The following is a 16,544-nucleotide window of genomic DNA, read 5'->3' as shown; positions in this document are numbered from 1 at the left end:
ATACGGATACGTGCGACGCGCGCGCACGCAAGGAGTCGTCCATGCCCCAACCGACCTACGATCTCGTCGTATTCGGTGCCACCAGTTTCGTCGGGCAGATCCTGACCCGTTACCTGTCCGATTATCTGTCCGGCGCGGCTGCCGGTGCCGGCGACACGCTGCGCTGGGCGATCGCGGGCCGGTCCGACGCGAAGCTCAGGCAGGTCCGGGATACGCTCGGCGCGGTCGGGCAATCCGTGCCGATCATCGTCGCCGACGCGGCCGACGAAACGCAGCTTCGGGCGCTGTGCGCGCAAACGCGGGTGGTGGTGTCCACCGTCGGCCCTTACGCGCTGTACGGAGAGCCGCTGGTCCGGGTCTGCGCGCAAACCGGCACCGACTACTGCGACCTCACCGGCGAGACGCAGTGGATCCGGCGGATGATCGACAGGTACGAGCCCGCGGCCCAGCAATCGGGCGCGCGCATCGTGCATTGCTGCGGCTTCGATTCGGTGCCGTCCGACATGGGTGTTTTCTTCCTGCAGCAACAGGCGCGGCGGCAGTGGGGCGAACCGGCCGCGCACGTGAAAATGCGCGTCAAAACGTTGAAGGGCGGTGCGTCGGGGGGCACCGTGGCCAGCGTGATCAACGTCGTGCGAGAAGCGGCGGCCGATCCGGCGTTGCGTCGGGAACTGCTCGATCCTTATTCGTTGTGTCCGCAACGGCATGGTTTCACGGTGCGGCAGCATGCGGTTCGGTCCGCCGAATTCGATCGCGACTGCGATGCGTGGATCGCGCCGTTCGTGATGGCGGCGATCAACGAGCGCGTCGTTTACCGCTCCAATGCGCTGGCGGACAATGCGTACGGCAGCCGCTTCACCTATGACGAAGCCGTGATGACGGGCACGGGCCTGAAGGGGCGCATGATCGCGCTGACGATGGTGGCGGGCCTCGGCGCATTCATGGTCGGCGTCCTCGTCGGGCCGTTGCGCGGCCTGATGGAGCGCTTCCTGCTGCCGAAGCCGGGCGAGGGGCCGAGCATCGACGCCCAGCAGGCCGGCCGCTACGATTTGCGCTTCTTCGGCCGCGCCGACGACGGGCGTACCTTGCGTGTGAAAGTCACCGGCGATCGCGATCCCGGCTACGGCTCCACCGGCAAGATGCTCGGCCAGGCCGCGATCGGTCTCGCGCTCGATTGCCACCGCGACGGCGTGAAGACCGGGCGCGGCGGCGGCTTCTGGACGCCCGCGACGATGTTCGACGAACGCTATATCGAGCGTCTGGTTCGCCATGCCGGGTTGCGTTTCGAGGTGATTCGACCGTAGTTCGCGTCAGCGATTCGAGCGGGGCGGGGGCGTCGTGGACGCCCGGCGGCGACGCTCGCGGCTACCCTTGCCCGCGCCCGTGCGGGCAGCCGTCTCGTCCAGAATCGTCGCGGCGAATTCGGCGGCCGCCGGCATCCGCGCATCGTGCATCATCACGAATTCCATCTCCGGCAGCGCCGGCAAACCTTCGGGCAAGCCCAATTCGCGGAGCGTGTCGTCGATCGCACTGCGCGGCACGGGCGCGATCGCGATGCCGGCCCGTGCGAAGGTCCGGATGCCGGTCACGCTCGGGCTTTCGCACGCGATCCGGTAGCGCATGCCGGCCAGCGCGAGCGCCTTGATGGCGGCGCCGCGGTACGGGCACGGATCGGGGAAGCACGCGAGCGGCACGTCGCCTTCCGGAAGCGGCTCGTGGCGCGCGAACGCCCAGGCGAGCGGCTCTCGCCACAACGTCGTGCCGTGGCCCGAGTGCGAGCACCGGCTGCCGATCACGAGATCGAATTCGCCGTTGGCGTGCCGTCGAAACAGGCTGTCGCCGATGTCGACGACCAGATCCAGTCGCAGGCCGCGCCGCGCGGCGCCGTGGCGACGCATCAGGTCCGCAAGCCAGCCGCCTGCGAAGTCCTCCGACACGCCGATCCGCAGCTTGGCATCGACGGCGTCACCCGTTCCCAGCCTGGCCCGTGCTTCCTCGCTCAGGTTGAGCATCGCCCGCGCGTAGCCGAGCAGCGTCTCGCCATGCGCGGTCAGCGTCACGCTGCGCGTATTGCGCACGAGCAGCGCCTGCCCGACCTGTTCCTCGAGGCGAACGATCTGCGCGCTGACCGCGGACTGGCTGAGGTTCAGCCGCCGCCCGGCGCGGGTGAAGCTGCGCACGTCGGCAACCGCAACGAAGGTATGAAGCAGCGCCGTGTCGAGAGGAGGATTCATTCATCACCAATCCGGGTTAATTTGATCAATTAATATCGTTTCCCGATTATAGGCCGGCCGGATAGGCTGTGAAGCGCGGTGGGCGAGCGCGCATCGGGCGCGCCGTCGTCACCCTTGGCAAGGACCGGTGCCATGACACGCGTACTCTATATCGAAGGCTCACCCAACAAGGCTTATTCGGCGTCCATCGAGGTGTGCGATGCGTTTCTCGACGCGTACCGGCATGCCCATCCCGATCACGAGATTCGGAAGCTCGATATCTGGGATCTGCCGATGCCCGAATTCGACGGCGCCGCGCTGGCCGCGAAATATGCCGGGTTGAGCGGCACGGCGTTGACGCCGGAGCAGGCGGTAGCGTGGCAGCAGATCGAACGGCTCGCGGCGCCGTTCCACGAAGCGGACAAATTCCTGTTCGGCGTGCCGCTGTGGAATTTCAGTATTCCGTACAAGCTCAAGCACCTGATCGACGTGATCTCGCAGAAGGATGTGTTGTTCACGTTCGACGCAGCGGGGTTTGCCGGCAAGCTGGCCGGCAAAAAGGCGGCGGTGGTCTATGCACGCGGGCTCGCCTACCAGGCGCCGGGGTCGTTTACGCCGGCCGCCGAGTTCGATCTGCAGCGCCCTTACATGGAAACGTGGCTCAAGTTCGTGGGCGTGACGGATGTCACCGGAATCGTCGTCGAGCGCACGTTGTTCGGTGCGGACGGGAAGGTCGATCGGAGCCGGGCGATCGACGAGGCACGGGCGATCGCGCGGACGTTCTGACGTTGACGGCCCCGCGCAGCCGGAGCGGGTTGACTCAGCGCCCGCCCTGGGCGATGGCGAGCGCGACGCCGAAGCCCACCAGCACGCATCCGAACGTGCGATCGATCCAGTGCCTCAGCGACAGCAGGCGATCGCGGACAGCCGTGGCCGAGAAACAGAGCGCCACGAGGCCGAACCAGCCGGCATGGGCGGCCGCGATGAATGCGCCGTAGCCGATCTGCACGATCAACGGCGTGTCGGGCCGGACTGCCTGCATGAACAGGCTGACGATGAACACCGTGGTTTTGGGATTCAGCGCATTCGTCAGAAAGCCCGTGCGCAGCGCGGCGAGATCGGACAGCGGCGCCACGGCGGTGTCGGCTTGCACGCCGCCGGCTTTCGTCATGAGCATCCTTGCGCCGAGGTAGACCAGGTAGATCGCGCCGATCAGCTTGACGGTATTGAAGAGCCACGCCGACTGACGAATCAGCAGCCCGACGCCCAGCAGCGTGTAGCTCACGTGAACGATCACGCCGAGCCCGATCCCGCATGCGGTGAGTACGCCGGAACGACGCGACAGCATCAGGCTGTTGCGCGTGACCATCGCGAAGTCCGGCCCCGGGCTGATGACGGCCAGCAGCGTGATGGTGACTACGACTATCAATTCGGTCATGGCGTTGCTCCTGCGACGGATATGTTGATGGCACAATCGTATCCATCGTGCTTCATCGGGAAAAACGATGATTTCTGACCAGAATGGTGAGTTTGAATCACAATCGATCCGTACCGGCCTGCCGTCGCTGATGGCGCTGCGGTGTTTCGAGGCGGCGGCGCGTCACGAGCATTTCAGCCGCGCGGCCGACGAGCTGTGCCTGACCCATGGCGCGGTCAGTCGCGCGGTGCGTCTGCTCGAGGACGATCTGGGCGTGGCGCTGTTCGAGCGGCGCAGCCGTCGCGTGTTCCTGACCGAGGCGGGCCGCACCCTCGCGCAGGCCGTCCATGACGGCCTGGGCCTGATGCGTCACGCCGCCCACGCCTTGCGTACCGACGCTGCCCGGGCGCGGCGTTCGGTCCTGTCGTGCGAGCCGACGCTCCTGATGCGCTGGCTGATGCCGCGCTGGCCGGATTTCCAGGCGCAGCATGCGGGCGTCGATATCCATCTGGCCGCTGCCGGCGGGCCGTTCTCGTTCGACAGCGGCATCGACATGGCGATTCGTCGCAACGATTTTGCGTGGCCGGCGGCGTATCACGCCGAGCATCTGTTCGCCGAACGCGTGGGGCCGGTTTGCCGGCCGGACAAGGTCGGTGCGTGGTTTGCGTCGCGTCGCGGTGCCCGCGCGTTGAAGCCCGACGCTGTGCGACTGCATACACGCACCCGGCCGGACGCATGGAATGCCTGGGCGGCGGCGGCGAATCAACCGGCCGCGAATGGGCGCGGGCAGCGGTTCGATCATTTCTATTTCAGTCTGCAGGCGGCCGTCGCGGGGCTGGGAGTCGCGATCGGACCGTGGCACCTGGTGCGCGACGACATCGAAAGCGGTGTGCTGGTTGCGCCGATGGGGTTCGTCGAGGATGGATCGGATTACTACCTGTTGACGCCGACGCCGGCGATGGATGGGAGTGCGCACGCGGCGTTGCTGGGATGGTTGAGGGCGATGGTCTGACGACGGCTGTCGGGCGCGCTTTCGAATGACCGGCGAAGCGCGTGCCCGGATGCGCGGCACACCATGCGATCCTGCGCGCCGCGAGAGCCGGTACTTCGTCGGCGCTCGCATCGATATCGACGCCCCCGGCAATGTCGCCGCTCGTCGGGCAAACGCCACCGCGAATCGAAATAAAGCATGAATGGACTTCCCGATGCTTGCTCGTGTCGGCCAGCGAACGGAAAATGCATCGAGCGGGGCGCGCGCTGCAAGCAGGATACCGAATTGCCGGCCGAATGTTCGCGGCCGATTGCCCTGGCTCGACGCTGCGGAGGCCGGCAGGAGGTCGATCGGCTTTACCGGAAATGACGCGTGATGGTGCGTGTGTCGCTAAAAGAATGCCGGTGCGTGTTTTATCTTTGCAACGAATGAGCGCCGATGAAATCCTCGTCATTCTTCATCTTTTTGACACGGCTTTTAACGGCACATGGGCAAGCCGGGGCGCGTCAGGCTGCAGCAAATATTTCCCGTTGCCTTTAAATCCGCATCCTTTACCCGAAGATCGACGACGAGGCGAAGCCATGCAACTTCAAACCGGTAATTTATTCGCCGCCGACGGGCGGCGCGGCGGCGACGAGCGAATCGACATGCTCGTCACGGGCCCGCGCGTGAACGTCGAGCGGATCGTATCGATGGGGCATGCGAGCCCGGACGGGTTCTGGTATGACGACCCGCGGGCCGAATGGGTCGTGCTGCTGTCCGGCGCGGCCGTGCTCGAATTCGAAGAGGATGCGACGCGGCTCGATATGCGCGCCGGAGATTACGTGCTGATCGAGCCGCATTGCCGTCATCGTGTCGCATGGACGCATGACGAAGTGCAAACCGTCTGGCTTGCGATCTATTACGAACGCTGAAGAAAGGATGGGCGTGCGGCACGATCGGTGGATTGACCTGTGCGCGACACGCCGATCGGGCAAAACCTCGTCGACCGGAGCGGCTTTGGAATGCCGCCGGTATCGATGCGCCAATCAATGCCCAAATTGCCGGACAGCGTGTCGAATCACGCGCCGGCCCATGCGGGGAATCTTATTCCTGGATCAGGAATCGATTGCGATTCTTCGCATCCTTGATCCATGCGGGCGCGCGACCGCGGCCCGACCAGGTCGCCCCGGTCTTCGGATCGCGATACTTTGCCTGCACGGGAGCGCCCGACTGTCTGGCCGGCCGACCGCGGCGCGTACCGAAAATGTCTTTTTCGGTAATGCCGTATTCCGCGACTTTGGTGCGGATGTCGTCGACGACCGCCTGGAATTCAGCGGCGCGCGCTGCTTCGGCTTTCTCGGCCAAAGCGTCCATTTGAGCTTTCAGTTCCTTGTAAGTTGCCATATATCACTCTTCAGGTTGTGTCCATACATGATAGCGGTTTCAACCGGAAATGACGAAGAAAATTGCGCCGACTACGAATTGTATTGCGGATATGGCAATGCACGACTGCTTCGAACACCTGAGAAGTCGTTTGATTGGATCGTTTGCGTCCGATCTTCTCATGCGGGACAAGCTTCGGAGACTCAATTATTCTTTATCTTTTTTCAGAAGGATTGGGGAATTCACTGATGAACAGGGATGACAAACTGAAACAGGTCGCGGCCGATTTCGGATTCGATCCGGACGAACCGATCAGGATCGGCGGAAAGTACACGCCCGTCCTGGTCGACGGAGCGACGGCCTACGTCGCCGGCCAGATTCCGCGAATCGGGGAAGTCGTGCATTTCGTCGGCATCGTGGGCGAATCCGTTTCGCTGGACGACGGCCGTCGCGCGGCCGGCATTTCCGCACTGCGCGCGTTGGCGCTGATCCGCAAGCAGTGCGGCACGCTCGATGCGATCGCGACGGTGCCGCGCATGACCGTGTACGTGCGAAGCGCGCCCGGCTTCACGATGCAAAGCGAGGTGGCCGATGGTGCGTCGGACGTGTTGTATGCAGTGCTCGGCGACGCCGGCGTCCATACGCGCACGTCGGTCGGCGTGCTGCAATTGCCGAAGGGCGCGTCGGTCGAAGCCGATTTCATTTTCGGGCTGAATCGCAGCGGCGCCGCTGGTTGACCGGGCATGGCCGCGCCGACGGAACGGGCCGCCTTGCGTCGATCGGCGCGCCGTGCGCGAGCGGGCGGCTTCGGGCGTCATCGCGGTCCGTTCATCGAATGCGCGGAAGAACGAATGCGGACTCCGGTAGCCGAGCAGGAAGGCGATCTGACCGGAGGGTAGGTCCGGGCGATCGAGGTCATGCCGCGCGAGCTTCGCGCGAACTTACCGCCGGCAGGGTTTTGAAGTTTGCGCCATCGTCGCCGAGCCGCCGCTGAGCGAAGCGGTTCATCGCCGCAATTGCCCGGTTTCGACGAGCTGCTGAAAGAAGTCGTTCATCGACTCGGCGAGCGGGCGATAGCGGATGCCCAGTTCATTGCGGCTGCGACTGTTGTCCGCGCGCCAGCGCAGCCCGACGTTGCGCGCGATCACGCGGCGCGTCACGCTCTTGTTCGCGAGCGGGCCGACCAGCCACACCAGCCACTTCGGCAGGATGCGTCGCGGAATCGGATAGTCGGCGCCATAGCGTTCCAGCAGCGTGGCGGCCATCGCCGGCAGGCTCGTGTCGTGCGCCGAGACGATATAGCGGCCATTGGCGCTCGGCAAGAACGCCGCACGCAGATGCGCGTCGGCCACGTCGCGGACGTCCACCGCGCCCATGCCGAGATCCGGCACGCCGGCCTTCATCGTGCCGTCGCCCATCTGCCGGACGATCTCGAAGCTCTCCGACGTCGCGTACGGATTGATGCCGGGCCCGATCACGAGCGACGGATTGATGGTGACGAGATCCCAGCGTTGCTGCCGGCGGGCGGTCTGCCACGCTTCGCGCTCGGCGACCGTCTTCGAATACGAATAGGGTTGATGGGTGAGCGACGAACTGGTGTTCCAGATTGCTTCGGTGAACATACCGTCGGGCGTCGCAGCGAGATCGGCGTTGTCGCCGTAGATCGCCGCGCAACTGCTGGTCAGCACGACGCGCCGCACCGACGGCATGCGGTTGGCCGTCTCGAGTACGTTGCGCGTGCCGAGCAACGCCGGATCGACCAGCTCCTTCTGCGGATCGCGAACGGTGACCGTGAATGGCGACGCGGTGTGGAACACGATCGCGCAACCCGTCATCGCGTCCTCGTACGACCCGGGTTCGAGCAGGTCGGCGCGGAAATAGCGGATCGTGCCGGGCTTGCCGGCCGCGATGCGCTGGAGATGTTTCAGCTTGTCCGGGCTGTCGGGGTCGCGGACGGCCGCATGGACCGTCAGGCCCGCCTCGAGCAACCGCTGCACGAGCCAGCCGGCGACGTATCCGGTTGCGCCCGTCACCATGACGGGGAGGTCGGTATCGATATTCACGGACGGGATTCCGTTGCGGAGGGGATGCACCATGATGCCGCTTTTTGCACGTCATTTCACTCGCCACGCGCGTCGATCGACATGCAACGGGTGACAGGCGGCGCGATACCGGTGGCCTGCAGCGATGCTCGGGATCGCTGACGGTTCCGGATTCGGCGAACGGGCCTCGCGGCGGTATGCCGGCGGCCATTGACGCGTCGCGTCGTGTCCGTTTACGCTCGTCACCGATCTCATGTCGGGGCCGATCGATGAACGACGACGCGACAGAGCGGTGATCGAATTCGCCAGGCACGTAATCGGCTACATGCAATCCGCTTTTCCCGGCTGGCGCGAAGTTTACGTTTGCTTCAGCGCACCGGGCGACGGGCGGTACGGCGCGCGTGCGTCATATGCGACGGCGGCCGGCGTCGAGCTGGTGTCGACCATGGAGCACCGCGATTTCATCGGCGGGATCATGCGCATCGGGCCGCAACTGCGCGACGCGCTCGCGAACGACGGCAGGACATTCCGCGCCGCGCTGTTTCGCGCCAATGCCCGGTTTTCCTATCGAATGGATTACGACTGGAACGACGCCGCACGCTGGAACATACGAAGCTCGGCGGCGCATCCGGGCTCCCGGACGGGCTGGAGCCGCTGGACTGACGGGGGCGGCGGGTTGCGCGCGCACCGGCGACGGATGCAAAACCGCGTTAACACTTTGACGAACGGCCGACGATACGGACGCGATCGAAGGGCGAACTGATCCGGATCTCGGGCCGTATCGCGCATGAACTCGAACACAACGGCGGTGGCAACTGGGATGCCGATTTCAGGAAGATGGCCGATGCGTTCGCGGCGATCGTGCGCACCGGCACGTCGCTGCCGGCGGCCGATTTGTCAGACGTGGAAGCCGTCGTGCAGGACGTCAAGCGCCAATCCGGCGACCCGGCGCCACTGTGTCGCGGTGGCGTGGGTGCGCCTGAACCCCGATCCGCTCGAACTCGCGCCGCCGCCTTATCGTCGGTAGCGCACGGCAGCGTCGCCCTGCGGAGCCGACCGGCCACCCACTCCGGCCGTTCCGGCTCCCCGGCATTTCCGTCAGTCATTACCCGATCGATATCGGCCGGCATCCCCACTTTTGGGGATGCCGCGGCCGGGCGGTACGCCTACGATGAACACCGGGGTACCGGCACCGGATATCGCCGGAACACTCGAACAGGTCTGTCGTTGCTTCGTCGATCGCTGTGCGCGTTCGCACAGTCGACTGACACGGTCGTCACGTACGCTGGCGTGCAACGTGTGCGGTGCATCGTCGGCGCCGCGCGCGGTGGCGCGTTGATGACCGAAGGCCTGATGCCGTATTTCGGGGGAGTTTCAATCACTATGCTCGCACGAGACTATGTGGAACGAGAGCTCTCGCATATCCAGCGCATGGTGGCGCTGCTGGACAGCGAGACGGACCTCGACAACGTGTCGATGTCGGGAGCGGGGCGCGTCAGGCATCCGAGATACTGGCGCGGGCGTATCGAGGAACTGATGTCGACGCCCGACGTGCCGCGTCACGTCAGAAAGCTGAGCGAAGCGGTGCTCGCGAAGATCGACGAGATGGAAGTGCGGTTCGCGACGATGAAGTAAGTGCATCGTCGAGTCGGGCAGCGAAAAACGTTTCGTCGCGCCGTCGGCTGCGTGCTTTCATCCGGATGTCATCGCGTCGATCGACGCTGCGCAGGCGCCCTTCTGCGTCGACGCGGATTGCGTCGCCATGTCCGAAACGGCCATTACGTCAGACGAGAAACGGTAGAAAACGTGGTATTTCGATCAAACCCGCATCGACGATTTGAACAATGAGGCCGATTGACTAAGATGCCCGAACGGCGTTCGACAAAAACGCATGGCGCGGGGTGGCCAGATGCAGATGAACGGGTGGGTTCCGTCGGCATGGATCGATGACGTCTACGCTGCGGCGCTGGGCGACCAACGATGGGAAGCGGTGCTGGACGGGCTGCGTCTGTCGGTCGGCGTGCGCATGGCCATACTGCTGTCGTTCGACGATGCGGCAAGGCTGCCGGCGATCGAGCAGGTGGCCGGCGACGATCCGTCATGGGGCGCCGCGTGCCTGCACCGCTACAACGCCGAGTTCCACCTGTACGACCCGGTCGTGCCGGTTGCCGCGGACTGGCCCGCTGGGCGCTGGTTCGAGGACGTGAAGCACCTGTCGGTGCGGCAGCGCACACATGGCGTGTTCTATCGGGAATTCATGCAGCCGTTCGGGCTCGGCGGCATCTCGGGCCTGTACATCCATCACGGCGACGGTGCGGGCGTTTTCCTCAGCGTACAGAGCGGCCTCGAATCTCAAGGGCTGTCCGACGAGCAGCGTCGCACCATCGAAATCATGGGCGCGCACATCAGCCGCGCGCTGCGCATCCACGCGCGCATCGGCGAGCTCGAAGCGCGCGTGGCCGCCGCGGAATCGGCGCTCGATGCGGTGCCGGTGCCGGTGTTCCTGCTCGGCGCCCAGCGCGAACTGCGCTATACGAACCGCGCGGCCGATCAACTGATCGCCGCCGAACCGGCGCTGCGGATCGTGAGCGGCCGGTTCGCGCCGGAAGGCTGCGTCGACGACGCGCAATGGCGGCATGCATTCGCACGCGGCGGGCTGTTGCTGCGTCGTGCGACGGGCGAGCCGCTGCCGCTTGCGCTGATTCCCGTTCCCGAGCAGTCACGCCTCGCGCGCGAGCGGCCCGGCGTCGCGGCACTGATGACGGCCGCCGACCTGCGTTCGCCGGCAGCGCGCGCACAGCGCTTGCGGGTGTTCTACGGGCTGTCGTCGGCGGAAGCCGAGCTCGCGGTGCTGCTGTGCTGCGACGGGCGCTCGCCGCAGGAGTGTGCGGCGCTGCGCGGCGTGTCGATCGGCACGGTCCGCGCGCAGATCAAGTCGATCTACACGAAAACGGACGTGGCGCGCGCAGCCCAGCTCACGTCGCTGGTCATGCAGACCTGAGCGATCGATATGCGCAGATGCGGCGGCGTTGTTACCTATCCGCCGCCGATTCCCTGCAGTATCTTGCCGGTCCCGCCGCAGACGGTGCAGGGTTGACCTTCCACCCTGCCGGTGCCCCGGCAGACGCGGCACGTGTCCTCGCCGATGCCCGGCGCATTGGCCGGGCCTTCGTCGCCGGCATTCGGCGGGGTAGCCGGCTCGGGGGTCGCCGATGGCTTCGTGGTCGACATCGCTGGCTCCTTTCGCGTCGCATGCGATGACGGCGAGCATCGCGCGTGCCTGGCAGGCGGAGCGCGCGACGACGGGTTCCCGCGCGTTCGCGAAAGCGAATTGGCTTACACCTGAACCGCGGCCGCCGGCGCGGGTCGTCGGCCGTGCGCCACGGGCCCGAATCGCGTCATGCGGAATGCGGGCCGGCGCATGCTCGTGGCATCGCAACGGCGTGGCGATGGTGTGATCAGTCATCCTATAACAATGGCAAGCGAAGCGAAAGAAGACCGTCGGATGTCGGGAAGCCACGCCTTCGGCGTCCGATTCGCATGCCGACCCGTTTCCGGAAAACGTTTTGCAGAAAAGCGTAAAACTGGAGAAGGCGATTCCCTGTTTCCTGCCGAAAACCATGGACGGCAGCGGTTATAGGGGTATGCACCAAGTGAGTTAAACGGTTAACCGACGTACATTCGCTGAACACGTCATACGACGTATGACTCTGCGGTTCGAGGAAGCGTATCGGCGAAGCCCGCGCGGGCCGGCGGATCGCGGCACAACAACGATCGACCATCAAGGAGACTCACCATGAAACACCGATTCCCCGGCTCCCGTGCCGCCCTGGCCGTCGCACTGATGGCCGGCTTCGCGATGTCCGCGCAGGCGCGCGTGTTCCGCTCGGCGGACGTGCACGGCGACAACTTCCCGACCAACATGGCCGTGAAGTTCATGGGCGACGAGCTGTCGAAGCAGACGGGCGGCAAGGATTCGATCAAGGTGTTCGGCAACAGCGCGCTCGGCTCCGAGAAGGACACGGTCGACCAGGTGCGGATCGGCGCGATCGACATGGCGCGCGTGAACGGCGCGTCGTTCAACGAGATCGTGCCGGAATCGCTGATCCCGTCGTTCCCGTTCCTGTTCCGCGACATCGACCATTTCCGCAAGGCGATGTACGGCCCGGCCGGCCAGAAGATCCTCGATGCGTTCACCGCGAAGGGGATGATCGCGCTGACGTTCTACGAGAGCGGCGCGCGCTCGATCTACGCGAAGCGCCCGGTGCGCTCGCCGGCGGACATGAAGGGGCTGAAGGTGCGCGTGCAGCCGTCCGACCTGATGGTCGACGAGATCAAGGCGATGGGCGGCACGCCCACGCCGATGCCGTTCGCCGAGGTGTACACGGGCTTGAAGACGGGCCTCGTCGACGCGGCGGAAAACAACCTGCCGTCGTACGAGGAAACCAAGCATTACGAAGTCGCGCCCGATTACTCGGAGACGCAGCACGCGATGACGCCGGAAGTGCTGGTGTTCTCGAAGAAGGTCTGGGACACGCTGTCGCCGCAGGAGCAGGCGGCGATCAGGAAGGCGGCGGCCGATTCGGTGCCGTACTACCAGAAGCTGTGGACCGCGCGCGAAGCCTCGGCGCAGCAGATGGTGACGAAGGGCGGCGCGAAGATCCTGCCGGCCGCGCAGATCGACCGCGCGGCGTTCGTGAAGGCGATGCAGCCGCTGTGGACCAAGTATGAAAAGACGCCGCAGATGAAGCAGATCGTCGACGAGATCGAGGCCACCAAGTGACGCGTCGCACTTCCCTGAACGGCGCGGCGGCCGCGGCCGCGCCGGGCGCCGCCCCGGACGACGCCCCGGACGACGCAACGGCGGCGCCGCCGCACGCCGCGCCGCTGTTGCGCTGCGTGAACGACCTGCTGTTTCGCGTGCTGGCCGTGATCGCGTCGGCGTGCCTCGCGGTGCTCACGGTGCTGGTGTTCTACGCGGTCGTGATGCGCTACGCATTCGACAACGCACCGGATTTCGTCGAGCCGATCGCGCTGCTGCTCGTGATCGTGATCGCGATGTTCGGCGCGGCGATGAAGGTGCGCGACGGCGGCCATATCGGCCTCGATTCGCTGGTGCGCCGGCTGTCGCCGAAGGCGCGCACGGTCGTCGTCGCGATCCAGCACCTGAGCCTGATCGCGTTCGCGATCATGATCATGATCGGCTGCGGCAGCATGGCCGCCGAGACGATGGGCGACCGCATTCCGATCATCGGGCTGCCCGAAGGCGTGCGCTACCTGATCGCGATGCCCGCGGCGGTTGCGATCGTCCTCTTCTCGCTCGAGCACCTGCTCGCGCTTCGTCGTTCTTCGTCGGGACAATAACGCCATGGAACTCGCGATCCTGTCCGTCAGTTTTCTGATATTTCTCGTCCTCGGCGTGCCCGTGTCGTTCGCGCTCGGCATTTCGTGCGTGCTGACCTACATGGTCGAAGGCCTGCCGATCGCGACCGCGATGCAGGCGATGATCTCGGGGATGAACGCGTTCTCGTTCCTCGCGGTGCCGTTCTTCATCTTCTCCGGCGAACTGATGCTGCATGGCGGCATCGCGGACCGGATCCTGCGCTTCGCGCAGGCGAGCGTCGGCCACTTCCGCGGCGGCCTCGGGATGGCGAACGTCGTCGCGTGCACGCTGTTCGGCGGCGTGTCGGGCTCGCCGACCGCCGATACGTCGGCGATGGGCGGCGTGGTGATCCCGCTGATGAAGCGCGAAGGCTACAGCGCCGCGTACGCGGTCAACGTGACCACGCATGCGTCGCTCGCCGGCGCGCTGATGCCGACGTCGACCAACATGATCATCTACGCGTTCGCCGCGCAGGGCATCACCGGGATGCTGCACGGCCAGCCGGTGAGCGGCGTGTCGATCGGCGACCTGCTGTTCTCGGGGCTCCTGCCGGTGTTGTGGGTGATGGGCTTCGTGCTCGCCGCCGCGTACTGGCAGGCCGTGCGTCACGGCTATCCGCGCCGCGCAGACGGCTCGTCCGCGCTGCCGCGGTTTCCCGGCTGGTATGCGGTGCTGCGCAGCTTCGTCGGCGCGGTGCCCGGGCTGATGGTGATCGCGATCATCCTCGTGTGCGTCGCGAAGGGCATCGCCACCGCGACCGAAGCGGCCGCGATCGCCGTGGTCTACTCGCTCGTGCTGACCGCGGTGGTCTACCGGACGCTCACCGCCGAGAAGCTGCGCCGCGCGCTGTCGCATGCGGCGCGCACGACGGGCGTCGTGCTGCTGCTGATCGCGGTGTCCAACATGCTGCGCTTCCAGATGTCGTACCTGGAGATTCCGGATGCGATCGAAGGGTTGCTGAAGCAGTCGACCGCGGCGCCGTGGCTGATGCTGCTGTACATCAACATCATCCAGGTGTTTCTCGGCACGTTCGTCGACATGGCCGCGCACATCCTGATCACGACGCCGCTGTTCCTGCCGATCGCGATGGCGTGCGGCGTCGGGCCGGTGCAGTTCGGGATCATGCTGCTGCTGAACTGCTCGCTCGGTCTCGTGCACCCGCCGATCGGGTCGGTGCAGTTCGTCGGCTGCGCGATCGGCAACGTGTCGATCGGCGAGACCACGAAGATGGCGTGGCCATACTATCTGGCGATCTTCAGCGCGATCAACATCGTCACGTACCTGCCGTTCTTCTCGACGTGGCTGCCGAGCCTGATCAGCGGGCACGCGGTGTTCTGACGGCGTGCTTCGCCCGTCGCGGCGCCGGACGACCGAGGTGGTCCGGCGCCGCGCTCGCATGCGCGGCGTGCTTGCCGGGCCGTCGCGACGCGGCTGCTCAATCCTGCCGTCCATCCGGCTCGACGTCGCCGTCGGCCGACCGTTCGTCGCGCCAGTCCGCCAGCGCGCGCCACAGCGCCGGGCGCGCATGGTCGCGCGGCGGCAACCGGATCACGTAAGCGACGCCGCGCACGTTCACCACGACACCCGAGTCGGGCAACGGGCCCGGGATGCCGGAGAACGAATGCTCGTCGGTGTCCGGTTCGGCCATGGTGTGCGGGCCGGGCGAGTGTCGAAACATCATGCGAAATCTCCGTGGCGCCGCGCAGCGGCGCGTCAGTAGCGGACCCGGCCGATCAGGCCCAGCGGATCGACGGCGTGCTGGACGGCGGCGGCGACCTGCCGTTGCGCGGCCGGCACGTGCTTGCGGTAGTACGCGATATTGACGGGCCCGACGCCGTGCTCCGCGCTGAAGCAGCCGCCCGCGCGCGCGACGCGGTCGTACAGCGCGCCGCGCAGCGCCATCTGCTGCAGCGGCCCGTAGCGTTGCGCGTCGGCATGCGGAATCGACACGACGAGATGGCAGCCGCCGTCGCCGAAATGGCCGAACGCGTGGCAGCGCAGCGACGGATGCGCGGCCGCGAGCCATTGCTCGGCATCGGCGACGAATCCGGCCAGTGCGCCGCGCGGGAACGACACGTCGAACGACAGCGGCATGCCGTCCTGCGCGACCGCGGCCGGCAGCGCGTCGCGAATCCGCCAGAACCGTTCGGCCGGCGCGCACGCCGCGTCGAGCACCTCGCGTCGTTGCGCGAGCGCGTCGAGCGTCGCGACCGCGCGCTCCTCGAGCAACGCATCGAGCCCCGGCATGCCGGTCGCGATCTCGACGAGTGCGTAGCATGCGGCGGTGTCGGCCTCGAACGGCACCCGCAACGCCGGAAACACGGCGGCGACGCGACCGATCGCCGCCGCCGACATGAATTCGAACGCCGACAGCATCTCGCCGAATGCACGCTCGAATGCGAGCAGGCCGGCGAGCGCCGCGTCGTACGACGCGAACGCGACGAACGCCGCGCACGACGACCGTTCGAGCGGCGCGAGCGCGAACGACACGGCCGTCACGAGCCCGTTCGCGCCATTCGCGCCGATGAAGCACTGTGCGACGTCGAAGCCGGCGTTGCGCTTGCGCAGTGGCGCGAGCGCGTCGATCACGGTGCCGGCTTCGTCCGCCAGCACGACTTCGATGCCGAGCACGTGACGGCGCACGTCGCCGTACTTGATCAGGCGGCTGCCGCCCGCGTTCGCGCCGACGAGGCCGCCGGCCGCCGGATCGCTGCCGAGATCGATCGGCACGCAGAGCCCGGCTTCGCCTGCCACCCGATTGAGGTCGGACAGCCGCACGCCCGCCTCGACCGTGATGCTGCGATTGGCCGGATCGAACGCGCGCACGGCGCGCATCCGCTCGAACGACACCACGCATTGCGTGCCGCTGCGATCGGGCACGGCGGCGCCGACGAGCCCGGTGCGCGCGCCCTGGGCGACGAGCGCGATCCGGTGCGCGACGGCGACGCGCACGAGCGCGCGCGTGTCGGCGGTCGACGCCGGCCGCGCGACGCCGAGCGGCACGCCGCCGTAGCGCGCGACGTCGGTCGCATACGGCTCGCACGCCGCGCCGTCGAGCCAGCCGTCGCCGAGCGCTGCGGCGAGCGCGTGCCGTTGCGCGGCGTGTGCCGCATGGGCGGGCACCGCGTTCATC

Annotated in this window: 18 protein-coding genes; 11 read left to right on the top strand and 7 right to left on the bottom strand. The window is 66.5% G+C overall.

What is annotated here, in order from left to right; genetic code table 11:
• The first annotated feature begins 41 nt into the window (after positions 1-41).
• Positions 42-1,304 carry a trans-acting enoyl reductase family protein gene (locus WS61_RS00200; protein WP_059498812.1) on the top strand — a complete coding sequence of 421 codons (1,263 nt, stop codon included), beginning with the start codon at positions 42-44 and terminating at the stop codon, positions 1,302-1,304.
• Positions 1,305-1,310: 6 nt separating this feature from the next.
• Here WS61_RS00200 and WS61_RS00195 read toward each other — a convergent pair whose 3' ends face one another.
• On the bottom strand, positions 1,311-2,234 hold the full coding sequence (locus WS61_RS00195; RefSeq protein WP_059498715.1) for a LysR substrate-binding domain-containing protein: 924 nt from the start codon (positions 2,232-2,234) through the stop codon (positions 1,311-1,313).
• A gap of 132 nt (positions 2,235-2,366) precedes the next feature.
• Between WS61_RS00195 and WS61_RS00190 the strand changes: the two genes are divergently transcribed.
• Positions 2,367-2,999 carry an FMN-dependent NADH-azoreductase gene (locus WS61_RS00190; RefSeq protein WP_059498714.1) on the top strand — a complete coding sequence of 211 codons (633 nt, stop codon included), beginning with the start codon at positions 2,367-2,369 and terminating at the stop codon, positions 2,997-2,999.
• Positions 3,000-3,033: 34 nt separating this feature from the next.
• Here WS61_RS00190 and WS61_RS00185 read toward each other — a convergent pair whose 3' ends face one another.
• A complete protein-coding gene (locus tag WS61_RS00185; RefSeq protein ID WP_059498713.1) occupies positions 3,034-3,651 on the bottom strand; it encodes a LysE family translocator in 618 nt (205 codons plus the stop codon).
• 67 nt (positions 3,652-3,718) lie between these two features.
• On the opposite strand from WS61_RS00185, the gene WS61_RS00180 reads away from it, so the two are divergent.
• The gene (locus WS61_RS00180) at positions 3,719-4,642 is read left to right on the top strand and encodes a LysR family transcriptional regulator (RefSeq protein WP_059498712.1); all 924 of its coding nucleotides are present in this window, start codon (positions 3,719-3,721) and stop codon (positions 4,640-4,642) included.
• Between the two features lie 560 nt (positions 4,643-5,202).
• Positions 5,203-5,535 (top strand): cupin domain-containing protein, encoded by a 333-nt coding sequence (locus WS61_RS00175; RefSeq protein WP_059498711.1) that lies wholly within the window; start codon positions 5,203-5,205, stop codon positions 5,533-5,535.
• Positions 5,536-5,707: 172 nt separating this feature from the next.
• Here the strand turns inward: WS61_RS00175 and WS61_RS00170 are convergent, their stop codons facing one another.
• A complete protein-coding gene (locus WS61_RS00170) occupies positions 5,708-6,007 on the bottom strand; it encodes an H-NS family nucleoid-associated regulatory protein (protein WP_059498710.1) in 300 nt (99 codons plus the stop codon).
• Between the two features lie 227 nt (positions 6,008-6,234).
• On the opposite strand from WS61_RS00170, the gene WS61_RS00165 reads away from it, so the two are divergent.
• Complete coding sequence (locus WS61_RS00165) at positions 6,235-6,723, top strand: RidA family protein (protein ID WP_059498709.1); 489 nt, start codon at positions 6,235-6,237, stop codon at positions 6,721-6,723.
• 267 nt (positions 6,724-6,990) lie between these two features.
• Here the strand turns inward: WS61_RS00165 and WS61_RS00160 are convergent, their stop codons facing one another.
• Entirely contained in the window at positions 6,991-8,082 is a 1,092-nt protein-coding gene (locus WS61_RS00160; protein ID WP_059498708.1) for an NAD-dependent epimerase/dehydratase family protein, read from the bottom strand.
• 238 nt (positions 8,083-8,320) lie between these two features.
• Here WS61_RS00160 and WS61_RS35450 point away from each other — a divergent pair, with 238 nt between their 5' ends.
• From WS61_RS35450 to WS61_RS00145, 3 genes are all read left to right on the top strand, one after another.
• A complete protein-coding gene (locus WS61_RS35450; RefSeq protein WP_257125999.1) occupies positions 8,321-8,791 on the top strand; it encodes a hypothetical protein in 471 nt (156 codons plus the stop codon).
• Positions 8,792-9,411: 620 nt separating this feature from the next.
• Entirely contained in the window at positions 9,412-9,663 is a 252-nt protein-coding gene (locus tag WS61_RS35885; RefSeq protein WP_059498706.1) for a hypothetical protein, read from the top strand.
• 280 nt (positions 9,664-9,943) lie between these two features.
• Positions 9,944-11,029: a helix-turn-helix transcriptional regulator gene (locus WS61_RS00145; RefSeq protein WP_257125996.1), complete on the top strand. Its 1,086-nt coding sequence runs from the start codon at positions 9,944-9,946 to the stop codon at positions 11,027-11,029.
• 35 nt (positions 11,030-11,064) lie between these two features.
• On the opposite strand, the gene WS61_RS32255 is transcribed toward WS61_RS00145, so the two are convergent.
• A complete protein-coding gene (locus WS61_RS32255) occupies positions 11,065-11,259 on the bottom strand; it encodes a hypothetical protein (RefSeq protein WP_082741815.1) in 195 nt (64 codons plus the stop codon).
• 565 nt (positions 11,260-11,824) lie between these two features.
• On the opposite strand from WS61_RS32255, the gene WS61_RS00140 reads away from it, so the two are divergent.
• The 3 genes from WS61_RS00140 to WS61_RS00130 are packed head-to-tail and all read left to right on the top strand — an operon-like array spanning position 11,825 to position 14,749.
• Positions 11,825-12,811: a TRAP transporter substrate-binding protein gene (locus tag WS61_RS00140; RefSeq protein ID WP_059498704.1), complete on the top strand. Its 987-nt coding sequence runs from the start codon at positions 11,825-11,827 to the stop codon at positions 12,809-12,811.
• Positions 12,808-13,392 carry a TRAP transporter small permease gene (locus WS61_RS00135; RefSeq protein ID WP_059498703.1) on the top strand — a complete coding sequence of 195 codons (585 nt, stop codon included), beginning with the start codon at positions 12,808-12,810 and terminating at the stop codon, positions 13,390-13,392. Before WS61_RS00140 ends, WS61_RS00135 begins: the two co-directional genes overlap by 4 nt.
• Before the next feature lie 4 nt (positions 13,393-13,396).
• On the top strand, positions 13,397-14,749 hold the full coding sequence (locus WS61_RS00130) for a TRAP transporter large permease (RefSeq protein WP_059498702.1): 1,353 nt from the start codon (positions 13,397-13,399) through the stop codon (positions 14,747-14,749).
• Positions 14,750-14,846: 97 nt separating this feature from the next.
• On the opposite strand, the gene WS61_RS00125 is transcribed toward WS61_RS00130, so the two are convergent.
• Together WS61_RS00125 and WS61_RS00120 are read right to left on the bottom strand one after the other, a co-directional pair.
• A complete protein-coding gene (locus WS61_RS00125) occupies positions 14,847-15,092 on the bottom strand; it encodes a hypothetical protein (protein WP_059498701.1) in 246 nt (81 codons plus the stop codon).
• 32 nt (positions 15,093-15,124) lie between these two features.
• Positions 15,125-16,543 carry an FAD-binding oxidoreductase gene (locus WS61_RS00120; protein WP_059498700.1) on the bottom strand — a complete coding sequence of 473 codons (1,419 nt, stop codon included), beginning with the start codon at positions 16,541-16,543 and terminating at the stop codon, positions 15,125-15,127.
• Position 16,544: the final 1 nt, after the last annotated feature.

Source organism: Burkholderia sp. ABCPW 11 (assembly GCF_001523445.1).
Lineage (GTDB): Bacteria > Pseudomonadota > Gammaproteobacteria > Burkholderiales > Burkholderiaceae > Burkholderia.
The sequence above is the reverse complement of the archived record's forward strand: the minus strand, read 5'-3'. Positions and strand labels throughout refer to the sequence as shown.

Excerpts from the sequence above, each read along its gene's own strand:
- WS61_RS32255 (WP_082741815.1), bottom strand. The coding sequence starts at position 11,259 with ATGTCGACCACGAAGCCATCGGCGACCCCCGAGCCGGCTACCCCGCCG.
- WS61_RS00120 (WP_059498700.1), bottom strand. The coding sequence starts at position 16,543 with ATGAACGCGGTGCCCGCCCATGCGGCACACGCCGCGCAACGGCACGCG.
- WS61_RS00185 (WP_059498713.1), bottom strand. The coding sequence starts at position 3,651 with ATGACCGAATTGATAGTCGTAGTCACCATCACGCTGCTGGCCGTCATC.
- WS61_RS00170 (WP_059498710.1), bottom strand. The coding sequence starts at position 6,007 with ATGGCAACTTACAAGGAACTGAAAGCTCAAATGGACGCTTTGGCCGAG.
- WS61_RS35885 (WP_059498706.1), top strand. The coding sequence starts at position 9,412 with ATGCTCGCACGAGACTATGTGGAACGAGAGCTCTCGCATATCCAGCGC.
- WS61_RS00175 (WP_059498711.1), top strand. The coding sequence starts at position 5,203 with ATGCAACTTCAAACCGGTAATTTATTCGCCGCCGACGGGCGGCGCGGC.
- WS61_RS00165 (WP_059498709.1), top strand. The coding sequence starts at position 6,235 with ATGAACAGGGATGACAAACTGAAACAGGTCGCGGCCGATTTCGGATTC.
- WS61_RS00140 (WP_059498704.1), top strand. The coding sequence starts at position 11,825 with ATGAAACACCGATTCCCCGGCTCCCGTGCCGCCCTGGCCGTCGCACTG.
- WS61_RS00130 (WP_059498702.1), top strand. The coding sequence starts at position 13,397 with ATGGAACTCGCGATCCTGTCCGTCAGTTTTCTGATATTTCTCGTCCTC.
- WS61_RS00195 (WP_059498715.1), bottom strand. The coding sequence starts at position 2,234 with ATGAATCCTCCTCTCGACACGGCGCTGCTTCATACCTTCGTTGCGGTT.
- WS61_RS00125 (WP_059498701.1), bottom strand. The coding sequence starts at position 15,092 with ATGATGTTTCGACACTCGCCCGGCCCGCACACCATGGCCGAACCGGAC.
- WS61_RS00200 (WP_059498812.1), top strand. The coding sequence starts at position 42 with ATGCCCCAACCGACCTACGATCTCGTCGTATTCGGTGCCACCAGTTTC.
- WS61_RS00145 (WP_257125996.1), top strand. The coding sequence starts at position 9,944 with ATGAACGGGTGGGTTCCGTCGGCATGGATCGATGACGTCTACGCTGCG.
- WS61_RS00160 (WP_059498708.1), bottom strand. The coding sequence starts at position 8,082 with ATGGTGCATCCCCTCCGCAACGGAATCCCGTCCGTGAATATCGATACC.
- WS61_RS00190 (WP_059498714.1), top strand. The coding sequence starts at position 2,367 with ATGACACGCGTACTCTATATCGAAGGCTCACCCAACAAGGCTTATTCG.
- WS61_RS00180 (WP_059498712.1), top strand. The coding sequence starts at position 3,719 with ATGATTTCTGACCAGAATGGTGAGTTTGAATCACAATCGATCCGTACC.